The sequence below is a fragment of the Paenibacillus pabuli genome (assembly GCF_039831995.1).
Lineage (GTDB): Bacteria > Bacillota > Bacilli > Paenibacillales > Paenibacillaceae > Paenibacillus > Paenibacillus pabuli_C.
This window is the reverse complement of the sequence record NZ_JBDOIO010000004.1, coordinates 1,355,548-1,381,574: the sequence shown is the minus strand read 5'-3', so window position 1 is coordinate 1,381,574 and position 26,027 is coordinate 1,355,548. Positions and strand designations below refer to the sequence as shown.

Below are 26,027 nucleotides of genomic sequence, written 5' to 3'. Positions count from 1 at the left end.
GGGCAACGCATGGTTTCATGGATTTTCTCCAAAACTTCGGCGAAACTGCCTAAACTAGTCGGCTCCTGCATAAGAATGCAGTCCGGCAATGATCAAGTTCACACCTACCAGCGTAAACATGACAACCAGGAATCCGAGCACGGCAAGCCAAGCAGATTTTCGGCCCTGCCACCCTCTGGATAAACGTAAATGCAGGTACACACTATAATAAAGCCATGTAATCAGTGCCCACACTTCTTTGGGGTCCCAGCCCCAGAAACGGCTCCAGGCAATCTGAGCCCAAATCATGGCAAAAATTAATGCCCCTAATGTAAATATCGGGAAACCGATGGCGATCGCACGATAACTGATTTCATCCAAATCATCAGCATCAATGCCGTCCAGCATAGGCTGTAGAGCTTGTCCGAGCGGTCTTCTTACGATTAATCGTACAATTCCGTACAGAATCAAACCTACAATCAATGACCAGACTACGGTATTCAGTTTGCGTCCGGCGTTAACTCCGTTCATCCAGGATGGTGTCTCAAGCAGAGGTTCCTTCATCCCAAGAAACGGTGTCATGCTCTCCACTTCACTCTGATAAGGTGCAAAAATAGGAGGCATGCGATAAATCACTTTCTCTATTGTACTATCTTCCTGTACCTCTGTGTCAATGCTGGCCGTTTTCTGGACAAAAACCGTCTCGTACCCCGAGGCACGAAAGGCAAATACTGTTCCAATAAAACCGACTACAACGACAATCGTAATGAGTGTGAACTCCACCCAGCCGCGCTGGCGTCTGGACGATTTGTCTTTGCCACTGAAATCGACGGTACGGAGCAAATACATGAAGCCTGCTGCAAAGCCAACGGCGAAGAATGCTTCACCAAGGGCAGCAAGGGTTACATGGATTTTAAGCCAAATCGACTGCAATGCAGGGATCAAAGGCTGTACTTCCTGTGGGAATACGGCGGCATACGCCATGATAATAATTGTAAGTGGTAATGCAAACAGTCCAAGCAAGGACTTGCGGTAGATGGCATATACTACAATGAATGCGACCATGATCATCATGGATAAAAAAGTCATGAATTCATACATGTTACTGACTGGGATGTGACCTGCTCCAGCCCAGCGTGTAAAAAAGAAAACGAAATGCGCGGCGAGTGCAACGATCGAAGCTATAAATGCTCTTTTCCCCCATCTGTCTACATGAGCCTGAGGATCTCGATTGCTCCACTTCTTGCCCATAACAGCAACAGCGTATAACAAAAATGCAGCACAGTACAGAAAAAAAGATACGATAAATGCGTCGCTGCTGAAATCCAATAAACTCATGCTTGGTTCCCCCCGTTATCCAACGACTTCTCATCCACTTCCAGATTCATCTGTTTTAACACGGCTGATACTTCACGTCTAAAGCCGAACCAGTTTTTGTTGGTGTGTCCTCCCAGCGTGAGCTGACCATCATCAATTCGGATCCAGATACGACGGTGATGCCAGTAGAAGCCCATGACCAGCCCCAGCATAACAATACCGGCTCCAACCCAGACAAAAGGCATTGCCTTATCTACACGGATATTCAGATAACTTACGGATTGTATGATATCGACTTTATCCATTCTGTCGACTTCAAGTTGCAGAGGAGTCTCTCCCCCTACCAGCTGCTGGTTAATCTCATCCTGTCTAAAACGCTGTTTATCCACCTGTTTTGCAAAATAAAGATATTGAATTCCTTCTTCAGGCAGCTCAGGTCCCTTAATCACAAATAAAAAGGCTGGTGCATTAGGTGAAGGCGATAAGGATTTGGGCTGACCATTCTCATCGAGTCCGAAATCCATGAACTTTTCTTTAACGGTAAGCGAATATGGACCTACCTCAAAGGTGGGCTTTGTATCCACCATGTCAATCTGGATTGAGCCGTACCTTTCTCCCGTTCTGGCATTTACCAAATCAGGAGTTACGGAACGAATGGTGGGTGTGAGGTCATAATCGAACTGATACGCTTTCAAACCATGATAATTCAATGGATGATTCACCCTTACATCATGTCTGGCAACCTCGTTTAATTGAGGTTTCTTCGACAGATCAGAGCAATCGGCGGTGCATTCATATAATACGACTTTGGTTTCAAACAATTTGGGAACAATTTTATTCAAGTTACGAAACTGTTCGGGAACTTCCTCTTCACTATAAAATTCAACATTAAACTGTTCATTTTTTAAATACATAGAGGTATTTGGGATTTTTTTAATCTCGCCTTCCGGAAAGGCAACATGTTCGTCCAAATTCAGGCCGGGAAGACCACGGGCCAAAACAGCCAGAAGAAAAATAATCAGACCAATGTGAATAACATAGGGTCCCCACCTGGCGAATCGTTGCTTCTCGGCCAGCAGTGCATTTCCCTCCGTATGCACACGATATCCTTTCTTCTTAAGGGGCGTAACCGCTTTCGTAATCCATTCTTCAGCCCCCTCTTCAATGGGACCTTGGTACACCAGACGCTGCCTCGTTAGAAACTGCATATGTTTGCGGATTTTTTGCTTGTTAAGTGCTTTGTAGAGCGGGAGCACCCGGTCTAGACTGCATATGACGAGTGAAGCCCCGATCATGACAAGCAATAGGATGAACCACCAGGATTCGTATGTATGGGACAGACCCAGCAAGTAATAGATATGGCCCAACTGTCCATAGGTTTCTTTGTAATACACAGATGGATCAATGTTAAGGAATGTACTCTCTTGAGGATAAATGGTTCCCAGCATGGAACCTACAAGGGTAAATACAATCAGATAGACCGCGATCTTCACGGATGAAAAAAAGTTCCACACACGATCAATGAAATTCGGGTTGCTGCGCTGAGAACGACGGGCCATGCCATCATAGCGCATTTCCAGAACTTCTTTCGATTTAGCCTCAGCTTCCTGCAGCGGCTTACCGCATGCTTCACACAGTACAGTACCGACCGGGTTCTGATGTCCACATTCACATTTGGTATTCTGGAACACGACTAGACCTCCTGTCAGGGCTGCTTCGCCAGTTGTGAAATTTGAGCGTCAAGCGTGTCCAAATCAAGTTGGCCGATATGAATGGTAGAGATTTTGCCAGTATTGGATACGAAGAATGTTGTAGGCATCGGAGAGATTCCGTAATCCCGAATGGAAGTTTTGTCCCGGTCGAGCATAATTGGAAAGTCCACGCCCACCTGACGAACAAAGTTATCCACGGTCATTTGATCTTCTCCAGCATTGATGCCGATAAATTGAACACCTTGATCTTTCCACTTGTCTGCTTGAGCTTGAAGCGCTGGCATCTCTTTCACACAGGGCTCGCACCATGTGCCCCAAAAATTGATTACCATGGCCTTACCTTTGTATTCTTCAGACGTATGCACTTGACCATCCAGGCCCAGCAATTCGAAAGAAGGAGCCTTGTCCCCTTCTTTCGGCTTGCCGTTCGAGCCGGATACCGATGTGGTGATCGCATATCCGCCCAACACCAGGATCAATAACAAAATGACGATTTGCACCGTTCTTCTTGATTTCCCCATGTGCTGCTCCCCTTTGCAGTGACTGACTCGTAATTGTTCATGGTCTCTCCCAACTGTGAACATCCTATGAACAATTATAGCGAATTTCGTCACAAAACTGCGGCGGTTTTATGAAAATTATGTGTCCTCACATTACCTTTTTTTCATTTTTTTGGCGGGTTCCGATTTTGCGAGTGTAATCAAGTTGTTGACTTCCTCTTTGGTCAGATTACGAGTCAGTCCCCGTTTCAGGTTTTGCAGCAAAATGCCACCAAACGAGATCCGTTTCAAGCGCGTTACCGGATGGTTAATCGCCTCGAACATACGTCTTACCTGACGGTTACGACCTTCGTAAATGGTAATGGAAATGACAGCTTCATTGTTGGCTGTGTCCACATCCTTATACTCCACTTCTGCCGGAGCCGTCATCCCGTCATCCAGCATAATGCCTGTCTTTAATTTCTCCAGAGCGGTACCATGCGGAACGCCTTTGACCGTTGCCAAGTACGTTTTGGGTACATGGTGTTTCGGGTGCGTCAGCAAGTGGGCGAACTCACCATCATTGGTCAAAATGAGCAGACCTTCTGTGTCATAGTCCAGTCGTCCCACCGGATATACACGCTCTTTGACACCTTTAAGATAGTCGGATACAATTTTCCGTCCTTCTGGGTCAGATGCACTCGTGATAACACCTTTGGGTTTGTTCAACATCAAATACACTTTCTTTTCACTGCGAATCGGCTTTCCATTAACCGTAATCATATCCTCTTCGGGGTTCGCTTTTGTACCCAGTTCGGTTACGACCTCCCCGTTAACTTCCACTTTGCCGGACAGGATCAGTTCCTCGCTCTTGCGGCGAGATGCAATACCTGCCTGTGCGATAATTTTTTGTAATCTTTCCATGTTTGTCATGTCACCTCACACTAATGATACCCATCAAGGCGGGAAATCACAAGGATAATCCAAGGAAAATGTAAACAAGAGGCGAGATTACCCTTTTTCTGCGGCTCTCTTGTGCATTTTCAAGTAAAAAAAGCCCACCTTCCCACTTCCTGAACTTGACAGGAAACAACGAAGATGAGCATTTTTAATTTTGTGAATATGTATATTCACTTGGCGAAATGACACAGGTTAACTGGTTACTTTGCCTGCGACTGCAACTTGTTTTTTGGCAGGTGATGTGGTGTCTTTGATAAAAGACTGCAATGTTTTCGACGTAATATAATAGGTTTTCCCGCCATATACAAACGTCATCATACCAATGACCCGATTATTCTGATCCAGAACAGGACCACCAGAATTACCTTGTGCCATGGCTTTCACAATACTCCCAATCCCTTTTTTGCCCGGCACATCCGAAGCTTGATTACTGTATACCCGGCTTTTGGCAATCGTATTATAGGTTGAAGGAAATTCTTCGTCAAGCAGTACAAGATCTCCAGCAGGATTTTTCGGGAATCCAATCGTATATACAATCTGGTTATCCCTCGCGCTTGCGAACGTAACCGGCTCTGCATCCATATCCTTGTCCAGCTTCAGTAAGGCCATGTCCGTTACGGGGTCTGTCTTGATAATCTTTGCTTTAATGGGACGTTCCAAGTGACCTGGACTCGCTACGGTTAAAGTACCTTCATCTCCATCCTTCAATTCAGCAAACTCCTGAATAACATGGTAGTTAGTAAGGACTTCATCCTTGGAGATCAGTATGGAGGTTCCCACATCGTAGTAAACCATATCCGGCTCATCCTGTTTGACCAGACGAACGTTCACCACAGGAAATGAATCCGCCGTGACGGCCATCTGTGCACGCAGTTGTTTGTCAAAGTAACCTGTAAAATGGATCGTACTCACTGCCTGAGCAGCTGCCATACCTGTCTGTCCAGCAAGCAAAGAAACGGCAATGATGCTTGACATCCCTAAGCGGAGCATTTGTTTTATCCTTTTATGCATTTCTCACTCTCCTCCTCCGCTACCATTCTAGCATATCTAGTATATCGGAAGGAGAGTCGTTATGTTTTAACCAAAAACAATCAAACAAATGGCCAGAGCGGCGATAAAGCCAACCAGGTCGGAAAACAACCCGACTTTGAGTGCATATCTCCCATTTCGTATACCAACGGCTCCAAAATATACAGTCAAAACATATAATGTCGTATCTGTACTCCCCTGAATCGTGGAAGCCATACGTCCGATCATGGAATCCGGGCCATATGTTTTGATCAGATCGGTTGTAAAAGCAAGGGAGCCTGTCCCGGTTAGCGGACGTAAAATGCCAAGTGGCAGCACTTCTCCGGGAACGCCCATCCAGGATACAAGCGGAGCGAACAGACTGATTACATAATCCAACGCCCCAGAAGCCCGGAAAACACTGATCGCTACCATCATGCCTACCAGATGCGGAATAATGCTGATCGCCGTGGAAAATCCATCTTTTGCTCCATCAACAAAGGATTCATACACCGGAACCTTTTTAGTAAACGCATATAATGGAACGAACGCGATAATAACCGGAATGGCCCAGACGGAAATCCAGTTGATGAAGGTTAACATGATGGACTCATCCTTTCATGCTGGAATTACCACTCTTCACTACACGTGGCGGTCTGTTTAAGGTCCTGTTCCTATACCAGCGATCTGCCATTATTGCAGCGAGTGTGGCGATAATGGTTGCCATCAGTGTGGTGCCGACAATCTCTGTTGCATTGGCTGAATGGTAGTTCAAACGAATGGCAATGAGGGTTGTCGGAATAATGGTTATACTTGCCGTATTCAGTGCAAGCAATGTACACATGGCAGGAGAGGCCGTTTGTTTATCAGGATTAAGCTCCTGAAGCTGCTGCATGGCCTTAATTCCCATAGGAGTTGCCGCATTTCCGAGACCAAGCAGGTTAGCACTCATATTGGATAGAATATAGCCCATCGCCGGATGATTCCGGGGGACATCGGGAAACAAAAAGGCAACGACCGGACCCAGCAGCTTGGCTATTTTGCCAAGTAACCCCGCATCCTCTGCCATTTTCATCATCCCCATCCAGAACACAAGCACACTAATTAATCCAAAACATACGGTTACACCCGTTGCTGCCCCATCAAAAGCCGCCTGGGTAACGACTTCAATATTCCCTTTCGCCGCTGCAAACCCAAACCCGACAACAATCATCATAAGCCAGATTACGTTAATCAAGACGTTAACCCTCCTCCGGAAGCACAGTTTGCATCATGTACCACGTTAACAATGCACTATGCTCCCTGATGATTATGGAGATAACAAATGACTGAGCACCGCCCGCCATGCAGTTGCCCATGTGGAAACTTCACCTACTACGCCACCCCATGCCTCATCTTCCGTCTTCGGCTCAGGGGGAATGTAGCTGCCTTTGCGATACACCGGGATTGAACCAATAAATTCCCCTTTAAGCTCCATATCAATGCGCCCAGCGAGGCCGAAGGACGGATCCATTTGCTCGTCTGTCTCATCGCTTCTGGCCTCTGTTTGATTGGTCATTAACACCAGCTTTTTGGTTACAGAAGACTTCTCACTCTCCGCAAGTGGATAAGCAAATCCACGTCCAGTAACAACGTCCGTGTTAGCCACGGGCTGCTCTTTTTTGGCTACCTCCACCAAAGGAAAATTCTCAAAACCAAAATCGAGCATGCGTGCATGATCATTCCAGTCATTGCCATCATTCAGCGTTACGGCTGCAAGCTGCTGTCCATTTCGGGTTGCGGAGCTAACCAGGCATCTGAACGCCTTTTTGGTATACCCGGTTTTCACCCCATCTGCGCCTTCATACAAACGCAGCATTTTGTTTTTATTGTGCCATGAGTACTCCCAACTCTCATTCGGATTAGGCGCCGACTTGTCCTCGGTAGCAACGATTCGTTTAAATACAGGATTGTGCAGCGCATAAGCCGTTAAACGGGCCAAGTCGTTGGCTGTGGAATAGTGTCCGTCTGCATCAAGACCGTGTGGATTCATAAAATGCGAATGGACAAGTCCGATTTCCTCTGCCTTTTTGTTCATTAACAATACAAAACCTTCTTCCGAACCTCCCACATGCTCGGCAATAGCAGAAGCGGCATCATTGCCTGATCTCAGCATCAAACCGTATAACATGTTTTCCAATGTCATCTCTTCTCCCAATTTGAGATACAGGGATGACCCTTCCTTGGCAAAAGCGGTTGGAGATACTTTCACTTTGTCATCAAGTTTTCCTTGCTCAATGGCGACGATTGCAGTCATGATTTTGGTCAAACTGGCTATGCGCAGTTCCTTATCCCCGTCCTTGCTGTATAGGATTCGTCCCGAAGTCACATCAATGAGCGCTGCACTCTGTGCATGGGTTGATGGGCCAGGGATCGTTCCTTGGGCTTCTACAGCCTGTGAAAAAGGCAGCAGAAGCAAGGGTACAAGCAAACCAATCATTACTTTCTTTAACATTCGCATCAATTCATTCCTCCGGGTCACTGGAATCTTGTACTAGCTTATGTTCGGACAACCTAAAGTATGTCCCATCCATTTAAAACAGCAAAAATCCCTATCACAAAGGTTCTGTGATAAGGGATCCAGATGTAACTGCTTAGCTGTAAGTGGTATGATCCGGTGTATTTTGTACGCCAGAGTTATCTTGTTGCGATGTATTACGCTGGAACATTCCCTGAATTCTGTCGAGAACATAAGGAGTAGAATCAATGAGTTTTTCAAACAGATGAGTAGAGTTATCCAGTGGTACGATGTGCACGCCTTGTTTTCCAACAACAAGGAAGGCAATCGGGCGGATCGATACGCCACCCCCACTGCCTCCACCGAATGGTGAAGCAACACTGGCCGAATGAGCACTCTCCGTCTTTGCACCAGGAACGGAGCTGCCTTCTTTGCTCTTTCCATCATTCACATGAAAATCGCTGCCTCCAGCGGCAAATCCGAAACCAACTTTACTGATAGGCAGAATAACTGTGCCGTCTGGTGTTTCTACCGCATCGCCAACAATGGTATTAACATCCACCATGGCCTTGATATTCTCCATTGCGGTTTCCATTAAGCCTTGAATTGGATGATCTGACATTTGAATTCCCTCCAGTTTCAATTTGAACTAGGTTTGATCTAACCATATCATCCCCAAACCTGAGCAGACTATGTAAGTCTCCGTGCAGTACAATCAAGGAAACACCACCCAACCATCTTGGAAGACACTTTACTATTTCAGAACAAAAGCAACCGAAATACAGTATATAACTGCGTTTATCCTCGATTAGCCTTAGCCTTGTTGCCCTTTCAGTTTTTGCTTGTGTCTGCGCCGTTGTTCCCGTAATATTCTCAGCCACATCCGCCATCCGCCATCCACTTCAAGAACCCGTGTCATCAGCCTCACTCCAGCCAGCATAACCGCCGTAATACGAATTTTCATTTTGCAATCCAGCTCCGTTTGAAACTCCATCTCATCTTCCCAAACAGGAACCACTTCAAGCATGGGCGTACGCTTAAATCGGATCTGATACGATAAGAACCCGATAATAATCGACTTGATGCTCCATACCCAGCCTGTGAGAATAGCCGTGTATGCGGCATCCCCGATGCCTATTCGGGTGGACCAGGACAGCTGGGTCATATGTACACGGCTTAGCGTTTCCTTAGCCCATATTTTGAGTGCATCCGTAGCCCTCATCATGACCTTTACGTCTTTTGCCCACTTTTTGACTTTACGTTTGTTTACACGCTCGTGCCCCTCTGCTTCTCCGTGCGTATGATTGACATGCTGTTCGGTTTTCACCAGGAAACCTTCTTTCATGTTACGAAAGACGATACTTGGTATTTCATAGTTAATTCGTACAATTCCGTAGAGGAGACGAACGTTAATCCGCGCGAAATCATCGCTTTTATGTTTACGGAACGTAAAATGCACATGAACATTCGAGATGAGAACAGCGGCAAGCAGCAGTGCGGCGAACAAGCCGATTCCTCCAAGCCAAATCCACACAGGCCTTACCTCCAAGCCCTCAATTCTTTACACGTCTAGTATGGCACTCTATATAGGAAAAAATTCACGGCTGACCTGAAAATTCCATTCTAGAATTCGAATTCCCTGCTTTGTTGAGGGATCATGGCATGAAAAAAAACCGCCACCTTATCAGGCACCGGTTTATCACTGTTTCTTATAACGATTCGATTTTTACGAGTCCAAATCCTCATCATGAACCGCATGGTTGTTGTCCATATTTTCGTGATCAAAATCATTCTGATCCGTGCTTCCCAAGTCCGCCTGTTGTCCATCCAGTTTGTTGAACAGCATTTGTGTCTCTTCTTCCAGATTCTCAGAATCTTCAAACAAGCCTGGTTCCGGAAGATCTTTAAGTGAAGCAAGGCCAAAATAGTCGAGAAACGACTTGGTTGTTCCATACAGTATAGGTCGTCCAATTGCCTCGGCTCGTCCTACTTCTTCGATCAGATCCTTGTTGACCAGTGTATGGATGGCCCGTTCGGATTTCACACCGCGAATCTCCTCGATCTCCACCCGTGTAATCGGCTGACGATAGGCCACGATGGCCAGTGTTTCAAGCGCAGCCTGAGATAACGAGGTTCTCGCAGGAGAGTATGCCAGCTTTTCAAAATAAGCAGCATGCTCCGGCAACGTCCCCAACTGGACCACTCCCGCAATTTTGAGGATTTGAACGCCTCGCCCCTGGTTCATGAAGTCAGCGATCATCTCCTCCACTGCATCAGACACCAGTTCCACCCGCTGATCCACGATCTCGGCAATTTGTTTGATGCTTAGACCTTCCTCTCCGGACAAAAAGAGCAGCCCCTCAATAATCGACTTCAATTTCGGAAAATCCATGATTCCTTGCTTCCCCTCTCCACTCCATAACGATATCCTCAAACATCCGCTCCTGGTAACAAACGATCTGTTTCATCTTCATCAGTTCCAGTACGGCCAGAAATGTGACAACAATCTCATGCCGATAAATCTGATCATCCAGCAATTTGGAAAATAACAACCTTCCTCCCGGCCCCATACTCTCCAGCGCCCCAATCACATCGCGTATTCGATCCTTCACCGAGATCTCATCGCGCTGAATTCGTGTAACCGTCGTACGCTTCTCTGCCTTACGCAGTGCCTTCTGAAAAGCTGCAATCAGATCCGAAGTATGCAAACCCTCTACCGGATTTGATTGGGTCTCCACAGGCATATAAGGCCTCAGGTCCTCGGGCTCTTTGGAGAAAATAAGGCTGCGTTCCCATTCGCGCTCATGCAGATGACGAGCTATTCCTTTGTATTTGCGATATTCTATCAGACGTGCAATCAGCTCCGCACGTGGATCATAATCTTCCTCTTCCATATAATCATAATCCTCAAAGTCTTCAATCACCGGTGGTTTGGGCAGTAAAAGTTTGCTCTTGATGGACAGAAGTGTTGCTGCCATTACCAAAAACTCACTCGTAATATCCAGCTCCAGTTCCTGCATCGAATGCAGATACGCCATATATTGATCGGTAATATCGCTGATGGGAATATCCTGGATATGAATTTCTGCCTTATCGATCAGATGAAGCAGCAGATCCAAAGGCCCTTCAAAAGTTTCCAGTTTATATGTAACTACCGTCACTAGACGAATCCTCCCGCCAGAAAAATACAAAACCCCGCTAAGCCGCCGGATTCGGTCTCCCGAATTCGTCTGCGCAAAGCAGGGCACTACATTAAATAAGCACTATTTTAGCTGTTTCGTCAAGTTCGCCATTTCAATTGCAGCCGTGGCAGCATCCCAACCTTTGTTGCCAGCCTTCGTCCCAGCACGTTCAATCGCCTGTTCAATATTCTCCGTTGTAACCAGACCAAAGATCGTAGGCACGCCCGTTTTGAGGTTGATGGCTGCTACCCCTTTTGCCATTTCGTTGCACACATAATCATAATGAGTTGTTGAGCCACGAATAACGGTTCCCAGTGTAATGACAGCATCATATTTGCCGCTCTCCGCCATTTTCTGCGCAATCAGAGGGATTTCGAATGCTCCTGGAACCCAGGCTACGTCCACTTCACTGTCCTGCACACCGTGACGTTTGAAAGCATCGAGTGCTCCACTGAGCAATTTGCTCGTGATAAATTCATTAAAACGTCCTACAACCACTCCATATTTTAAACCTTCCGAAACCAAATGTCCTTCAAAAAAGTTCGGCATTTAAGTCATCTCCTCTAATGTATAATAGTAATGTAATTAACCGATTATAGAGCATTCATTTTTCCATAAATTACATAAGCAGAAAGATTAGTTTTTCTCTTCGTTCTGTTCGATATCATCGAACTTCAACATATGCCCGAGCTTCTCCTGCTTGGTATGCAGGTAAAGTGTATTATCCTCGTTCTCTTCCATCTGGATGGGAACACGCTCCACCACTTCAAGACCATAACCTTCGAGGCCTTTGATTTTGCGGGGATTGTTCGTTAACAGACGAATTTGGCGAACCCCGAGATCCTTCAGGATCTGTGCACCTATGCCATAATCACGCAAGTCGGCGGCGAACCCCAGTTTGAGGTTGGCATCCACTGTGTCCAGGCCTTCTTCCTGCAGCTTATACGCTTTGAGTTTATTAATCAGCCCGATCCCCCGGCCTTCCTGTCTCATGTAGAGCAGAACGCCATTGCCTTCCTCATGGATCTGCTTGAGTGCTGCATCGAATTGCGGCCCACAGTCACAGCGATGGGAGTGGAAGACGTCGCCTGTAAGACATTCGGAGTGAACACGTACCAATACAGGTTTGGAAGAGTCGATTTCACCTTTGACCAATGCCACATGCTCTTTGTTGTCCACTGCATTCGTATATGCCACCGCTTGGAATTCACCAAAATCCGTCGGCATGCGGACAGCTACTTCACGTTGAACCAGCTGCTCTTTCTCATTACGGTAACGAATCATGTCCTGAATGCTAATCAGTTTCAGATCATGCTTGCGGGCAATCTCCTGCAGATCAGGAAGTCTGGCCATTGTGCCATCTTCCTTGATGACCTCACAGATTACGCCAGCAGGATAGGAACCGCACATGATGGCCAGATCCACAGCGGCTTCTGTATGCCCGGCACGGCGGAGCACTCCTCCGTCTTTGGCAATTAACGGGAACATGTGTCCCGGCTTGCGGAAATCACTGCTTTTGGCTTCCGGATCAATTAGTCCCTTCACCGTAATGGAGCGTTCATGTGCAGATATGCCTGTAGTTGTATCCTTGTGATCCACGGAAACCGTAAATGCCGTTCCATGGAAGTCCGTATTTTGCTGTACCATTGGTTTCAGATTAAGCTCATCCGCACGCTGCTGCGTAATCGGAACACAGACCAGGCCTCTGCCCTCGGTAATCATGAAGTTGATCACTTCAGGTGTAGCTTTCTCCGCCAGCGCGATAAAGTCCCCTTCATTCTCCCGATCCTCATCATCCACAACGATGACAGGTTTGCCGCGCATTAAATCGTAAATTGCTTCCTCTATGGGATCTAGTATAGATTGATCTGACATAAGTTCCCCTCCAGTCTCTCTTTAGAATCGTTGTCTTTGTTATGCAAAGCCGTGATTGGCCAAAAACTCTTCACTGATGCTTTTCGGTTTGCCGGCACCCGTTTCGGGATGCCCCTTGCCATACTGGAGCAGATGATCCACATATTTCCCCAAAATATCACATTCGATATTTATGGTATCTCCCGGCTTTTTCACTTGAAGCACCGTTTCTCCGATGGTATGAGGAATAATCGATACGGTAAACGAGGCTTGTGTCGTCTTGACCACAGTCAGACTTATGCCATCCAGCGTTACCGACCCTTTTGGAATCAAATATTTGAACAGTTCGTGGTCGTCCGGTTTAATTTCAAAAACAACCGCATTCTGATCACGTGTGATACTGCCAATAACTCCCGTGCCATCCACATGTCCTTGCACAATATGTCCGCCAAAACGTCCACCCGACTGCATGGCCCGTTCCAGGTTCACTTGGCTGCCTGATTGCAGCTGACTCAGATTGGTATGACGGTAGGTTTCAGGCATGACGTCTGCGGTAAATCCTCCGCTTTCCAGCGTCGTTGCCGTAAGACATACTCCGTTTACAGATACGCTGTCACCAATCTTCAAATCATCCATGATGGCGGAAGCTCCGATGTTCAGGACCAATGCTTCGCCTTTTCGACCGATACGCCGAATTTGACCGACTTCTTCCACCAAACCGGTAAACATGCCGCCGCCTCCTTAGGTTTATATCTTGCCTTGCACCTTCGCTCCGTTATTCAGGCCAGACAGGGATTCCGCCGATACTGATATTATCCCCAACTTGCTCGATTTCCAGCTGATTCAATTGAATGGCCTGACTCATACGCTCAACACCTTCAAATCGGAAACTTCCCGGTGTGTCATACCCGCCCACAATTTTCGGGGCAATAAACATCAACAGCCGATCGACCAATTTGGCTTCTAGCATAGCTCCATTCAACGTGCCTCCGCCTTCAAGCAGGATGGAGCCCATTTCTCGTTCCCCCAGCTTGCTAAGTGCACTCAGCAAATCCACACGAGGTCCAGGTCCACAGCGTATAATTTCCACACCGTAGGCTTCCAGACGCTCGGCGGCCTCAGGGCTCGCCTCATCGGTCGTAAGCACCCATGTTGGTGCAAGCCCGTCCTTGACCATTTTGGATCCTACAGGGAGACGCAGCTTCGAATCTACAACAATTCGCACAGGGCTGATCCCTTCCACTTGAAGACGGGTCGTCAGCTCCGGATTGTCTGCGATAACCGTATCTACGCCGACCATAATGCCCTGATGACGATGGCGGAGTGCATGTACGATTTCGCGCGCAGGCTCGTTGGAGATCCATTTGCTGTCTCCGCTGCGAGTCGCAATTTTGCCATCCAGCGTGGACGCCGTTTTTAAGGTGACAAACGGCAAACCGGTGGTAATGTACTTAATGAATTTTTCATTCATACGTCTTCCGCGATCGCGCAATATGCCAACTTCCACTTCAATCCCTTGTTGACGCAGCATGGTGATTCCTCTGCCGGATACCTGCGGATTCGGATCCTCACAACACACCACAACGCGCTTCACTTTCTCGTGAATCAACCGTTCGCTGCATGGCGGCGTTTTGCCGTAGTGGCTGCAAGGCTCCAGCGTAACATAGACTGTGCTGCCTTCGGCATCGCTGCCTGCCATATTCAATGCGTGCACCTCGGCATGGCCTGTCCCCCGCTTGAGGTGACTTCCCAGACCTACGACCCGGCCTTCTTTTACTACAACACATCCGACGACAGGGTTAATCCCCGTTTGTCCCTGTGCACGTTCTGCCATATCTAACGCAAGCCCCATATAAAATTCATCATTGATCATTTCCAAGTCCGGTCACCCCACGGTTAGAATCTTAAGTTATAGGCCTCCCTTCGAGCAGAGAGGCGGTTATACCATATCCAAAATAAAAAATCCCCACCCGAACAATCGTTCGGGCGGGGATGATGAGAGACATGTGTCACCAGCAGAATGTCATTGATACGTTTGCCAACAGCACTCCCCCATAATTCCATTTCAGGCAAGTGAAAGCAAACACATACCTAATGAACACAATGACAGGTAAAGAGCTTCTATGATGTGGCATATGTATGGAAACTGCCGGATAACCGACATTCCCTGCACAGAAATAAACCTCGCCTAATACTGTGCAGCAACGCATCTGCGGAATGCAGTCCGATTGGGACTGCATCCTCTCCTTCTCCCATCCAGACTATACTGTCGGTTCTGGAATTGCACCAGATCAGCCATCTGCCACAGGCAGACAGGTCACGGACTTTGCAAAAGTGCTGGATAGATACCCTCACAGATGCATCACCGCCGGTAGGGAATTGCACCCTGCCCTGAAGGATCGCTTTCGTTATTAATTGGATGTTAGCACTTTAACGTCAAAAAATCAATTGTTTTTTGTTCCTTTTTGTCACATACTAACTTTTAATAAGCAAAACCATACAAAAAAACCGCTTCGTTTTATAAACGAAACGGCCTTTTTTATTGATTAGGATAACAATTAAACTTCAACGACTTCAACTGTTTCCATTTTGTCGCGACCTTCGAAAGCATCTACGAACTCCATACCTTTGGTTACTTTACCAAATACGGTATGTTGTCCATCCAGATGCGGCTGTGGCTGGTAGCAGATGTAGAACTGGCTTCCGCCTGTGTTACGGCCTGCGTGTGCCATTGCGAGTGTTCCACGCTCATGTTTGTTCGGGTTGATTTCACAGTTGATTGTGTAGCCTGGGCCACCTGCACCAGATCCGTTAGGGCATCCGCCTTGTGCTACGAAGCCTGGAATTACGCGGTGGAATACAAGACCGTTGTAGAAACCGGAGTTAGCCAGTTTCTCAAAGTTTGCCACTGTGTTTGGAGCTTCTTGATCGAACAGGTCGATCAGAACTTCTCCGCCGTTTGCCATTTTGATTTTCGCTTGTTTCGCCATATGTAAATGACTCCTTTCGTATTGACCATCGTTAATGGTGCCATCCTGCATGACCCTGGGCCAAGCTCTATAGCACTTTTCTTAGTGTACACCGAAATGAGTCCAACCGCAAAATAATCAGCAAGTTTTTTCGAAAAATGTAGGGCCCAGATGCAAAAAGAAGACAAAAAGGAAGGTTCCTTTTTGTCTTCTCCATTCTTTTGGTATGCCTTCCCATTAACGGGTTACAGGCTGTTTAGCGATACGCTCAGGCACGAGGTCATTCTGAATGATGTCCTGATACGTTTCACGACGTACAACAACATCACCTTGGCCGTCTTTGACAAACACGACTGCCGGACGGCGAATTCGGTTATAGTTGCTTGCCATGGAGTAGTTGTACGCACCCGTGCAGGCAACAGCAAGCAGATCACCGCTCTGAACTTTAGGTAGGTCCAGATCCCAGATCAACATGTCGCCGCTCTCGCAGCATTTGCCGGCAACCGATACGGTCTCTTGGGCAGACTCATTTGCACGGTTGGCGAGTACAGCTTCATATTTGGAATCATACAGTGCTGGACGCGGGTTGTCCGTCATGCCGCCATCCACTGCGACATATTTGCGCACACCAGGGATGTCTTTGCTTGTACCTACAGTGTACAGTGTCGTACCTGCTTCACCAACGATACTGCGGCCTGGTTCTACCCAGATTTCCGGAACGTCGTATCCGATTTGGGCAAAATGATTTTTGACTGCATCTGTAATGGCTTTCACGTACTGCGCTACTTCAAGCGGAGTATCCCCTTCTGTATAGCGGATACCGAATCCGCCGCCCAGGTTAACCACTTTGAACGCTACGTTAATACGCTCATAGACACTTGCAGCAAATTCAGCTACACGCTGAATCGCCATCTGGAAGCCTTCCACCTCAAAGATTTGAGAACCGATGTGGGAGTGGACACCCAGCAATACCAGGTTGGACTGTTTGGAAGCCAGCTCGATTGCTTCAAAAGCTGTTCCATTACCGATATCGAATCCGAATTTCGAATCCGTTTGACCTGTGGAAATATATTCATGCGTATGCGCTTCAACACCTGGCGTTACACGCAGAAGGATGTTTACTTGACGATTTTTCTCTGCGGCTACAGCCTGCAGCAAATGCAATTCATTGAAGTTATCTACAACGAAGCAACCGATCTCGGCATCGAGAGCCATTTCGATCTCTTCCAGTGTTTTGTTGTTGCCGTGGAAATGGATGCGTTCAGCCGGGAATCCTGCTTGCAGTGCTGTAAACAATTCACCGTCCGAAACAACATCCAGGGAAAGTCCTTCTTCTGCAGCAAGTGCACACATCGCCATAACGCAAAACGCTTTACTTGCATAAGCAACCTGGAAACCCAGTCCGGAAGCGCGGAATGCATCCATGTATTCTCTGCAGCGATCGCGAACCAATTGCTCGTCCACAACATACAGTGGTGTTCCAAATTGTTCTTTCAGGTCTGTTGTATCTACTCCGCCAATCTCCAGATGGCCTTGAGCATTTATTTTACTTGTACCATGTAAATACATAATCAGCATTCCTCACTTTTTTATATACTGGAACAGTTTCTATTCCAATGATTTTACACCAGTATATCAAATTAGTCAGCGAGAAGAATGGATTTTTAGGCAGATCATTTGTGTTTTTTACTTTTTCGCTTTTCACCGTCTGGATCATCGGACATTTTTGTGTTGTCTCTTGTTTTGTTGAATGATGGACGTTTTTTACTTTCAAGCAGAGGCATGCGGAACAGGAAGTTCCCCAGAGCCTTTGCATTAAACGGTATAAACGGCCACAAGTAAGAGGAATTATAGGACCGGTGTATGGTCAGCGCTATAATCAGCAATGTTGTACCGACCACAAACCCTGGCACCTTGAAAATGGCAACGGCGATTAGCAGAAACAGCCTCACCAGCCGATTGGCAAGCCCAAGCTCATAGCTTGGTGTGGCAAACATACCGATGGCGGCTATAGCCATGTACAGCACGACTTCATTGACAAAATATCCTGTTTTCACAGCGATATCCCCAACCAATATTGCTGCAATCAAGCCCATCGCTGATGCCAGGGGTGTAGGCGTATGAACTGCAGCCATACGTAACAAATCGACCCCAAGCTCAATCAGAAGGAACTGCAAAATAATCGGGAGCTTCACATTCTCCTGGGGACCTATAAAATCCAGCCCCATCGGTTTAAGCGCAGGGTCAATAACCATCAGCATCCATAGCGGCAGCAAAAACAACGAGATTAAAATGCCGGCAAAGCGGACCCAACGCAGGTAAGTCCCCATAAACGCAGTCTGTCTGTTCTCTTCTGCATGCTCACACAGGTCAAAGAAGGTTGTAGGCAAAATCATCACACTAGGCGAAGTATCGACAAATATGACGACCCTGCCTTCAAGCAGATGAGATGCCGTAACATCGGGCCGCTCCGAGTAGCGTACCAGAGGAAAGGGATTCCATCCCTTGTTGATGATCGCTTCCTCCAGCTGTTTATCCGCCGCAGGTATGCCGTCGATATCCACTCGCTTGATTTTTTCCCGAACCGAATCCACCTGTACTTTATCCACAATATCATCGATGTACACCACGCAAACATCCGTTTGAGTTCTCCGGCCCACCTGCATGATCTCGAACTTCAATCCAGGGTCGCGAATCCGGCGTCGTACCAATGTCACATTGGTCAGAAGCGTTTCGGTAAAGCCATCCCGTGACCCCCGAACAACTCGTTCGAGAGAGGGCTCTTCGGGTGAACGTACCGGATAACTCCGTGTATCCATCACTAATACGGAGCGGTCCCCTTCAACAAACAAAGCGCTCATGCCCGTGAGAACCTTGTTGATGACTGCACTCATTTTATCGACTCTCTCTACCTGGATATGTGGGATGTAACAATCAAAATAAGCCTTGAGCGCATGTCCTGATACTTGATCCGGGGTAAGGTAGGTCAGCCTTTTTAACACTTCCAGCAAAATGCCGTCTTTTGCAAATCCCGTCAGCATCAGCAATCCAACATTTTTGCCTCCCATGACCATCTCCCTCATATTGACGTCAAAGGACTCCCCAAGGCCCAAAACCTGCTTCAATGTATACTTGTTCTCACTCATGCGGGAGGAAATATCATCACTGTCCTGCCAGTATTGCACCGATTCTTCAACACTATCGGACATTTCATCCTGTTTCTTTTTTTCGTACGCCCTGCGCTCCTCTTCCTTTTGAATGTCATAAGGCGTTTTGTTCATTAGCTCTTCGGGTACTTCCTCACCTGGACCATGTCCGGCATTGTCAGACCTTACATCCATTTTCCTTCCTCCTTCGGCTCCTTGACCTAACGTTGGTAAACAAAAAAGTCAAACAAGGAACCTGTCATTTTGCCCAAAATCATGGCCAGCAGCAGTCCAAACAAATACGATTTCATGCCCAGACGTTTGGCAAGTACAGGCAGCACATTCAGCACCTCGGTCAGTGCCGCGGCAAGCAGGCCAATAAACACACCGCAAAACAATCCGATGATCGGGCTCAGGATTAGTATTCCATGTACCTTCCAATGCCAGAAATCAGCGATGGTTCCGACGAGCGACCCTCCAATTAATGCTCCTTCATACCAATGCGTCTTGTCATAAGATCGGGTTAGCTGTGCCAATCTGGGGATCATATCGAGCACGAGTATGAGGGCAATCACGCCACTTCCTACGGCAACGCCTCCTGCAATCCCAAGTACGATGCTGATTGCTCCGTTAAGAACGCTCATCGGCATTCATCTCCCCGCGTTCCTGCTCATGCATTCGTTCGGTTTCTTCAATGACGACAAACTTGTCTACATTTTGCTGATATAAAAACATTTCCACTTCAAGTGGAGTAGGTTCTTCATTCCACTTTTTCTTGAATAAATGATTAAAGAATACGGCCATACCAAACCCGATTCCGATGGAGTATGCCACCTGAAACAAATAAGGATGCTCGTCCCTGCGTCCCGTAATCATCTCAACGATTCGAATCTGAACTTCCTGCATGTTCACATCTGCATGGAAATTCATGATGGTCAGTGCCGATCCAAAAAACAACAGCAGCCAGACCAGGATGAACAGGGATTTGGAAGGTTTTCCACTTCCCGCAATGACCTCCACCAGCGTATGCCCCGAACCAATCAGTTCGACAGTAACCTCCGGGAACATGCGCCGTATTTGAGGGATGATCTGCAAGATGTCAATCAGGATCAGATTGCCGTCCTCCGGTCCGGGGCGCAGCAGTTCAAGCTCAAGCAGCCTTCGTTCCCCGTCTTCCGGAGAGGTTAACACGTGAGCGATATCGCCAAGTTTGACGCCTCTGCCCCTCTGGATGCGGATACGGCTGCGCAGACGAATGTAGACCGTTGGAGTGGGTGTCAGAGACATCCGAAACACTCCTTTACTGCGTAATTTAGGTTAGTATTTGAAGAATGTGCAAATTTATTACATTCGTGTTGGAAAAAGGTTCGGGGAACCTGCGGACGCTCCGGGATGGATCGGTCACTGGCCGCTGTTCTTCGAATGTTATTGAGAAAATTACACGCGGGCTCTTCGGCGGGAGACCTACCTTCGATCGCTGTTGTCTCCAAATTTCCCTTATTGAATCTCTGTTGTAGAAGTTCGGAAACAAACGCGAACGCTTCGCTCCTTTAACCGATTCCATCCCTCCGCTGCACGTGTCCCCGCTTTCCAAAAGACCGAAAAAATATGGGGAGGGGGTAGTCGAGAGGGAAACCGGTTATGTTGATCAACACTTAACAGGTAGCCTATTCAGAACAAAAAAAGCCGCCATGTGGCGACTTAACTTGATAACCTGGCACAAATACTGTTAATCGATTCGTTCCTCTTATTTCTTCTCCGCGACCTCTCTTCTGAATCGTAAAGGCGTCTTCTTCACGTTTTTCCGAAACTGGTTAATGTAATAGCTCGTGCTGTTGAAACCGACCTCATACGCGATCTCGGTAATGCTGCGGTCGGAGAGCCGCAGAAGTTCGATGCTTTTTTGGATGCGGTAATCCATGACATATTGCATGGGTGTGGTTCGCAGTATTTGCTTAAAATAGCGACATGTCTCCGATCGACTTAACTGCCCCGTCCTCGCAATATCCTCTAACCTGACAGGATCGGCGTAGTTCAGATGAATCCACTGCAGCATATCCTTCATTCTTCTGCTTTTGTTCATCTCGGATACATCATGCTCCAACACATATCCGTTCTTAATGAGAAGCGTCCACAAGCTTAGCAGCGTTGAAGCAACATTCAATTCATAATAGGGAGCTTGACTCACAAGCTCCTTTCTAATTAGCCTGATGGCATCCAAAATCTGCGCCCCCCAGGTAAGGACTCCATCTATATAGAGAAAAGGCAAATTGGTAGCCGTCATATAAGGGTGCACGTACTTTAGGTACAGATCTGATGGCGCTACAAGCTGCGGAGTCAGATTCAGACAGAGATATATGCAGTTATCATTCCCTCCGTTATCTTGCGCCATATGCATGACTCCACTGTTAATAAAAATCCCATCGCCTTTGGGTACACTAATTTTCTGGTCGTTGATATGGAACAACGCTGTACCCTGGAGAACCGCAACAAACTGCAATTCATCATGCCAGTGTAGGGGGATGTGTCCATGTACATTCTGCTTAATGGTTGTTTCATAACAGGCCACAGATAAGGTATCGGTCCGGTGCTCCGTCATTTCCTTCAGATTCTGATCAATGGTAAATCCAGTCTTTTGCAAAGGCCTCATCTCAATATATTTATATTTTTGTGTGTGATATTGATATTAATATATCGTATTTCTCCTTAATATAGCACTATTCTTATATTTAAGGTGAGGCGATCAAGAGTGACAACTTCTGCAAGTTCCAAGCTATCAGGTATCCTGCTCGTTCTAACAGGAGCCATCTGCTGGGGGATCGGAGGAACCGTATCCCAAAAACTGTTTCAATTGAATGGAATTGAAGTCAATTGGTATGTAACCGTTCGATTGCTGAGCGCAGGCTTTCTACTTCTGGTTATTCAATCCTGTACACAGGGTAGGTCTCAGATTATCGATGTATGGAGAAGTAAGAAGACAGCAGTACAACTGATCATATTTGGATTAGTAGGTATGCTAGCCGTACAGTATACGTATATGGCATCCATTAAACACGGCAACTCCGCGGTTGCCACTCTCCTTCAGTACCTTTCCCCCATCATGATCATGATCTACATCGCGCTGCGGAAGCAGTCTTTACTAACACGCAAGGACCTTGCATGCGGCATCCTCGCTCTCGTGGGCTGTTTTCTACTGCTGACGAATGGTTCGGTTACACAGTTATCCGTCTCCTGGCATGCGGTGATATGGGGGTTATTATCCGGGGTATCCGCTGCATTTTATACGCTTTATGCAGTACAGCTGGTTAAAAAATTCGATTCACTTGTTGTCGTTGGCTGGGCCATGATCATTGGTGGTTTGGGACTTAGTTTGATCCATCCGCCATGGAAAGCGGACTTTGCCAGTATCTCGACGGAAACGTACGGGTATTTGATATTTACGATCATCTTTGGCACAATGATTGCTTTTTGGTTCTACATTGCGAGTTTAAAAAGTCTTACACCAAATGAGACCAGCCTGCTCGGAAGCGCTGAGCCTCTGGCTGCCGTTGGAACAACCGTCGTATGGCTCCATGAACCCTTTGGTTTCTATCAATGGATGGGCACTGCATGTATTATCGGGATGATTCTTATCATGCAATTCAATCGTTCAGGATCCTGTAGACGGATGAACGACAAACAACCTCCATCGCTTAGTTAGCGCGATAAAAGGTTGTTAGTTGTCGTATATTGGCGATTCTACACCCATGTTGGATTCTGTAATCCAGAATCTACTGCGCGATTTGATCGCGAATGGATTGAAGTATTTTTTTCTCCAGCCGGGAAACTTGAACTTGAGAAATTCCCAGCCTTGTAGCGACCTCCGACTGCGTCTGATCCCGGTAATACCGAAGATATACGATCAGTCGTTCCCGCTCACTAAGGCCGCCGATCGCTTCATTCAAAGCCAGCTTGTCAAACCAGCGTTCCTGGGACTCGTCGGCGATCTGATCCATCAATGTAATCGGATCCCCGTCGTTCTCAAACACGGTCTCATGGATAGACGTCGGCGGTTTGTTCGCTTCCTGGGCAAAGACAACCTCCTCTGGGGTCACCCCCAGCTGTTCAGCCACTTCCTTGATCGTTGGCAGACGGTCAAGGTGTTTGGACAGCTCGTCCCTTTTTTTGCGGACTTTATTCGCCATCTCCTTCAAAGAACGACTAACCTTGAGGGTTCCGTCATCCCGCAGGAAACGTTGAATCTCACCGATGATCATCGGTACCGCATAAGTAGAGAACTTCACATCGTAACTCAGGTCGAATTTGTCCACCGATTTGAGCAGGCCGATACAACCAATCTGGAACAGATCCTCCGGTTCATATCCCCTGTTCATAAAGCGCTGAACGACAGACCAGACAAGTCTGATGTTGCAGTTCACTAGCGTATCCCGCGCGACATGGTCACCCGACTGACTGAGCGCAATCAGCCGTTTGACCTCGGCATCGTCCAAATAGGTCTGTGAAGACTGTTTCACTTCAGCATCCATTAGACCAACCCCTAATTATACATTGCTTTCTTGGATTCAATCCTCTTCTTCATCTTGATGGAGGTGCCTCTGCCGGGCTCGCTGCTGACTTCGAATTCATCCATGAAGTTTTCCATAATGGTGAAGCCCATGCCCGATCGCTCAAGTTCGGGTTTGGACGTATATAGCGGCTGTTTGGCCAGTTCCAGATCTTCGATTCCTTCTCCGCGATCTTCCACAATGATCGTAATCATGTCTTCGCGAATTTGCGCCTGAATGGACACGACACCCTCGGGATTGTTGTTATACCCGTGGATGATACTATTCGTCACCGCTTCCGAGACAACGGTCTTCAGATCGCTGAGCTCGTCCATCGTGGGATCAAGCTGGGAGATAAACGCCGCGACAGTCACCCGTGCGAACGATTCGTTCTCCGACTTGGCCGCAAATTGCAGATTCATGAAATTTGTTCCCGTTCCTTCATTCATGAGACGACCTCCAGACCCGAGAGAGCTGTTCCCTCATTTTCGTAAATCGGCATGATCTTGAACAAACCCGACATTTCCAGCAAACGATAGACCGGCGGATTAACATCACATACAACCATCTTGCCGCCTTTATTTTTAATGAGTTTGTATCTGCCCAAAATGACACCGAGACCTGAACTATCCATGAATTGAAGATCTTTCAGGCTAAGCACCAGATGTTCGCACTGCCTGCGCTGGATGGCCTCATCCATTTGCATTCGTACCATATCGGCTGTATGGTGATCCAGCTCCCCGGATAATCGCACAATCAGAATCCCGCGGTGATGCTCCATTTCCACATGCAAGTTCACGTTTGCTCACTCTCCTCCCAGTCTTGAACAAGGATTTCTACGTTTCCGAAGGCTTTTCCTGCCCCCCGACAAAACTAGAAGAAAACCCCTATTTAACTACAAAATACGTTCAAGGAATGTATGCAGAACGCGCAAATCAGCGCTTAATCAAACAGGTTGGATGTCGTCCGTTTGAACAGTTTCCACCAGCCAGCCTTATTCACATCCTGAGGAGCCTGGATATCGAACTCCTTGATAACCTCGTTCCCTTGATAAACGACAAGCTTACCTACGCTTTGACCAGCCTTGACGGGTGCTTTCACTTCTTTTGCCATTAACAGCTCATGACGAAACTCATCGGATTTGGCGCCTTTACGCATCAGTACACTATAATTTTGCGTAGCCGTCAGCGGCAACTCAGCAACTTCCCCTTTTTCAATTTTCAGACTGCCGAGCTGATCCCCTGCTTTGTACAAAGGCTTCATTGTGTATTGTCCAAATGCATAGTCAAACATCGAAGACACTTCAGCATTCCGCGTTTTCGTATTCGGTTCACCCAGCACCACAGCAACCGTACGCAGCCCGTCCTTCATAGCCGTAGCGGACAAGCAGAATTTTGCTTCAGACGTATATCCCGTTTTCAAACCGTCTGCGCCTGAGTAGAAGCGAACCAGTTTATTCGTGTTCACCAGCCAGAAAGGTTTTTCCGTATCTTTACGAAGGTAGTCCTGGTATGCTCCCGTATATTTCGTAATGCCTGAATGCTTCAGCAATTCACGACTCATCAGCGCAATGTCATGTGCGGAGGAATAATGATTCTCTACAGGCAGTCCATTACAGTTGGCAAAATGAGTATCTTTCATGCCCAGCTCTTTGGCCCGTTCATTCATCAGCTGCACAAAAGCCTCTTCCGATCCGGCTATTTTCTCTGCCATCGCAACAGATGCATCATTACCTGAGGCCATGGCGATTCCTTTTAACATATCATCCACAGTCATCTCTTCACCAGGTTCGAGGAAAATCTGTGAGCCGCCCATGGATGCCGCATATTCACTCGTTCTCACCTTATCCGTCAGCTTCAGCTTGCCGGAATCAATGGCTTCGATCGTTAGCAGCATGGTCATAATCTTCGTAATGCTCGCCGGTGGCAGCTGATCATGACTGTTTTTCTCAAAAATAACCGTCCCCGTATCTGCATCCATTAAAATGGCAGAACGCGCTGACGGGGCAAGATCTGTCCCCCCTGCCGTTTTGGGTGCTTCTTCAGCCAGCGCTGTTGATGCCATAAGGGGTAGCAAAATACATAGGGTCATGAACGATGCCATTATTCGTTTCTTCACTAGGGTTAACCTCCTCAAATGACTTGCTTTCTGCATGCTCCATGCATGTACTGCTAATCATTGTCGGCGCGTTTGCAGTAAATTATTCCATCCCATGAATGATTTCCCGAACTTTTTCTTTTATCGAACCCATGTACAAAAAAACGTGCCCCCATGTTGAAAGGAGAACACGTTCATTATCGGACTAAATTAGCGAAAGGCGGGACTCATCCTCCTAAATCCCATGAATAGATATTCCAGAAGATAAGAAACGAAGTTAATA

Annotated in this window: 27 protein-coding genes and 1 riboswitch; of the genes, 1 reads left to right on the top strand and 26 read right to left on the bottom strand. The window is 47.1% G+C overall.

Features of this window, described 5'->3' with window-relative positions; genetic code table 11:
- Positions 1 to 54 precede the first annotated feature (54 nt).
- The 22 genes from ccsA to ABGV42_RS25760 form a co-directional block, all read right to left on the bottom strand.
- Positions 55 to 1,317 carry a cytochrome c biogenesis protein CcsA gene (ccsA, locus tag ABGV42_RS25865; RefSeq protein ID WP_347384286.1) on the bottom strand — a complete coding sequence of 421 codons (1,263 nt, stop codon included), beginning with the start codon at positions 1,315 to 1,317 and terminating at the stop codon, positions 55 to 57.
- Entirely contained in the window at positions 1,314 to 2,987 is a 1,674-nt protein-coding gene (resB, locus tag ABGV42_RS25860) for a cytochrome c biogenesis protein ResB (RefSeq protein ID WP_347384285.1), read from the bottom strand. The genes ccsA and resB overlap by 4 nt, the downstream gene beginning before the upstream one ends.
- 14 nt (positions 2,988 to 3,001) lie before the next feature.
- Positions 3,002 to 3,529, bottom strand: a complete 528-nt coding sequence (locus tag ABGV42_RS25855) for a redoxin domain-containing protein (RefSeq protein WP_347384284.1) — start codon at positions 3,527 to 3,529, stop codon at positions 3,002 to 3,004.
- A 132-nt stretch (positions 3,530 to 3,661) separates the two neighbouring features.
- On the bottom strand, positions 3,662 to 4,411 hold the full coding sequence (locus ABGV42_RS25850) for a pseudouridine synthase (RefSeq protein WP_095290531.1): 750 nt from the start codon (positions 4,409 to 4,411) through the stop codon (positions 3,662 to 3,664).
- Between the two features lie 228 nt (positions 4,412 to 4,639).
- The gene (locus ABGV42_RS25845; RefSeq protein ID WP_347384283.1) at positions 4,640 to 5,458 is read right to left on the bottom strand and encodes a S1 family peptidase; all 819 of its coding nucleotides are present in this window, start codon (positions 5,456 to 5,458) and stop codon (positions 4,640 to 4,642) included.
- 66 nt (positions 5,459 to 5,524) lie between these two features.
- Positions 5,525 to 6,058 carry a spore maturation protein gene (locus ABGV42_RS25840; protein WP_095290528.1) on the bottom strand — a complete coding sequence of 178 codons (534 nt, stop codon included), beginning with the start codon at positions 6,056 to 6,058 and terminating at the stop codon, positions 5,525 to 5,527.
- Between the two features lie 7 nt (positions 6,059 to 6,065).
- The gene (locus ABGV42_RS25835) at positions 6,066 to 6,671 is read right to left on the bottom strand and encodes a nucleoside recognition domain-containing protein (protein WP_431523696.1); all 606 of its coding nucleotides are present in this window, start codon (positions 6,669 to 6,671) and stop codon (positions 6,066 to 6,068) included.
- 93 nt (positions 6,672 to 6,764) lie between these two features.
- Positions 6,765 to 7,955 (bottom strand): D-alanyl-D-alanine carboxypeptidase family protein, encoded by a 1,191-nt coding sequence (locus ABGV42_RS25830; RefSeq protein ID WP_347384282.1) that lies wholly within the window; start codon positions 7,953 to 7,955, stop codon positions 6,765 to 6,767.
- A 133-nt stretch (positions 7,956 to 8,088) separates the two neighbouring features.
- Positions 8,089 to 8,574 (bottom strand): GerW family sporulation protein, encoded by a 486-nt coding sequence (gene ytfJ, locus ABGV42_RS25825; protein WP_347384281.1) that lies wholly within the window; start codon positions 8,572 to 8,574, stop codon positions 8,089 to 8,091.
- A 192-nt stretch (positions 8,575 to 8,766) separates the two neighbouring features.
- Complete coding sequence (locus tag ABGV42_RS25820) at positions 8,767 to 9,486, bottom strand: DUF2953 domain-containing protein (RefSeq protein WP_347384280.1); 720 nt, start codon at positions 9,484 to 9,486, stop codon at positions 8,767 to 8,769.
- 192 nt (positions 9,487 to 9,678) lie between these two features.
- Positions 9,679 to 10,344 (bottom strand): SMC-Scp complex subunit ScpB, encoded by a 666-nt coding sequence (gene scpB / locus ABGV42_RS25815; RefSeq protein ID WP_347384279.1) that lies wholly within the window; start codon positions 10,342 to 10,344, stop codon positions 9,679 to 9,681.
- A complete protein-coding gene (locus tag ABGV42_RS25810; protein ID WP_347384278.1) occupies positions 10,313 to 11,113 on the bottom strand; it encodes a segregation and condensation protein A in 801 nt (266 codons plus the stop codon). The genes scpB and ABGV42_RS25810 overlap by 32 nt, the downstream gene beginning before the upstream one ends.
- A gap of 102 nt (positions 11,114 to 11,215) precedes the next feature.
- Positions 11,216 to 11,683 carry a 6,7-dimethyl-8-ribityllumazine synthase gene (gene ribH / locus ABGV42_RS25805; RefSeq protein ID WP_095290516.1) on the bottom strand — a complete coding sequence of 156 codons (468 nt, stop codon included), beginning with the start codon at positions 11,681 to 11,683 and terminating at the stop codon, positions 11,216 to 11,218.
- Positions 11,684 to 11,770: 87 nt separating this feature from the next.
- On the bottom strand, positions 11,771 to 13,009 hold the full coding sequence (locus ABGV42_RS25800; RefSeq protein ID WP_347384277.1) for a bifunctional 3,4-dihydroxy-2-butanone-4-phosphate synthase/GTP cyclohydrolase II: 1,239 nt from the start codon (positions 13,007 to 13,009) through the stop codon (positions 11,771 to 11,773).
- 39 nt (positions 13,010 to 13,048) lie between these two features.
- Positions 13,049 to 13,717: a riboflavin synthase gene (gene ribE / locus ABGV42_RS25795; protein WP_347384276.1), complete on the bottom strand. Its 669-nt coding sequence runs from the start codon at positions 13,715 to 13,717 to the stop codon at positions 13,049 to 13,051.
- A 46-nt stretch (positions 13,718 to 13,763) separates the two neighbouring features.
- The gene (gene ribD, locus ABGV42_RS25790; RefSeq protein WP_347384275.1) at positions 13,764 to 14,867 is read right to left on the bottom strand and encodes a bifunctional diaminohydroxyphosphoribosylaminopyrimidine deaminase/5-amino-6-(5-phosphoribosylamino)uracil reductase RibD; all 1,104 of its coding nucleotides are present in this window, start codon (positions 14,865 to 14,867) and stop codon (positions 13,764 to 13,766) included.
- A gap of 361 nt (positions 14,868 to 15,228) precedes the next feature.
- A riboswitch (FMN riboswitch) is annotated at positions 15,229 to 15,391 on the bottom strand.
- 155 nt (positions 15,392 to 15,546) lie between these two features.
- Positions 15,547 to 15,978, bottom strand: a complete 432-nt coding sequence (locus ABGV42_RS25785; protein ID WP_175395555.1) for a peptidylprolyl isomerase — start codon at positions 15,976 to 15,978, stop codon at positions 15,547 to 15,549.
- A 216-nt stretch (positions 15,979 to 16,194) separates the two neighbouring features.
- Positions 16,195 to 17,526 (bottom strand): diaminopimelate decarboxylase, encoded by a 1,332-nt coding sequence (lysA, locus tag ABGV42_RS25780; protein WP_347384274.1) that lies wholly within the window; start codon positions 17,524 to 17,526, stop codon positions 16,195 to 16,197.
- 104 nt (positions 17,527 to 17,630) lie between these two features.
- Positions 17,631 to 19,298, bottom strand: coding sequence for a spore germination protein (locus ABGV42_RS25775; RefSeq protein ID WP_431523678.1), 1,668 nt, complete (start codon positions 19,296 to 19,298; stop codon positions 17,631 to 17,633).
- Positions 19,299 to 19,324: 26 nt separating this feature from the next.
- The gene (locus tag ABGV42_RS25770; protein ID WP_347384273.1) at positions 19,325 to 19,753 is read right to left on the bottom strand and encodes a stage V sporulation protein AB; all 429 of its coding nucleotides are present in this window, start codon (positions 19,751 to 19,753) and stop codon (positions 19,325 to 19,327) included.
- A complete protein-coding gene (locus tag ABGV42_RS25765) occupies positions 19,734 to 20,390 on the bottom strand; it encodes a stage V sporulation protein AA (RefSeq protein WP_347384272.1) in 657 nt (218 codons plus the stop codon). Before ABGV42_RS25765 ends, ABGV42_RS25770 begins: the two co-directional genes overlap by 20 nt.
- 460 nt (positions 20,391 to 20,850) lie before the next feature.
- Positions 20,851 to 21,702 carry an AraC family transcriptional regulator gene (locus ABGV42_RS25760; protein WP_347384493.1) on the bottom strand — a complete coding sequence of 284 codons (852 nt, stop codon included), beginning with the start codon at positions 21,700 to 21,702 and terminating at the stop codon, positions 20,851 to 20,853.
- Positions 21,703 to 21,852: 150 nt separating this feature from the next.
- Here ABGV42_RS25760 and ABGV42_RS25755 point away from each other — a divergent pair, with 150 nt between their 5' ends.
- Positions 21,853 to 22,803: an EamA family transporter gene (locus tag ABGV42_RS25755; RefSeq protein WP_347384271.1), complete on the top strand. Its 951-nt coding sequence runs from the start codon at positions 21,853 to 21,855 to the stop codon at positions 22,801 to 22,803.
- Between the two features lie 70 nt (positions 22,804 to 22,873).
- Here the strand turns inward: ABGV42_RS25755 and sigF are convergent, their stop codons facing one another.
- The 4 genes from sigF to ABGV42_RS25735 form a co-directional block, all read right to left on the bottom strand.
- Positions 22,874 to 23,629 carry an RNA polymerase sporulation sigma factor SigF gene (sigF, locus tag ABGV42_RS25750; protein WP_095290500.1) on the bottom strand — a complete coding sequence of 252 codons (756 nt, stop codon included), beginning with the start codon at positions 23,627 to 23,629 and terminating at the stop codon, positions 22,874 to 22,876.
- Positions 23,630 to 23,640: 11 nt separating this feature from the next.
- Positions 23,641 to 24,096 carry an anti-sigma F factor gene (gene spoIIAB, locus ABGV42_RS25745; protein WP_347384270.1) on the bottom strand — a complete coding sequence of 152 codons (456 nt, stop codon included), beginning with the start codon at positions 24,094 to 24,096 and terminating at the stop codon, positions 23,641 to 23,643.
- Positions 24,093 to 24,446 (bottom strand): anti-sigma F factor antagonist, encoded by a 354-nt coding sequence (spoIIAA, locus tag ABGV42_RS25740; protein ID WP_036663380.1) that lies wholly within the window; start codon positions 24,444 to 24,446, stop codon positions 24,093 to 24,095. The genes spoIIAB and spoIIAA overlap by 4 nt, the downstream gene beginning before the upstream one ends.
- Positions 24,447 to 24,589: 143 nt before the next feature.
- Complete coding sequence (locus ABGV42_RS25735) at positions 24,590 to 25,711, bottom strand: D-alanyl-D-alanine carboxypeptidase family protein (protein ID WP_347384492.1); 1,122 nt, start codon at positions 25,709 to 25,711, stop codon at positions 24,590 to 24,592.
- Positions 25,712 to 26,027: the final 316 nt, after the last annotated feature.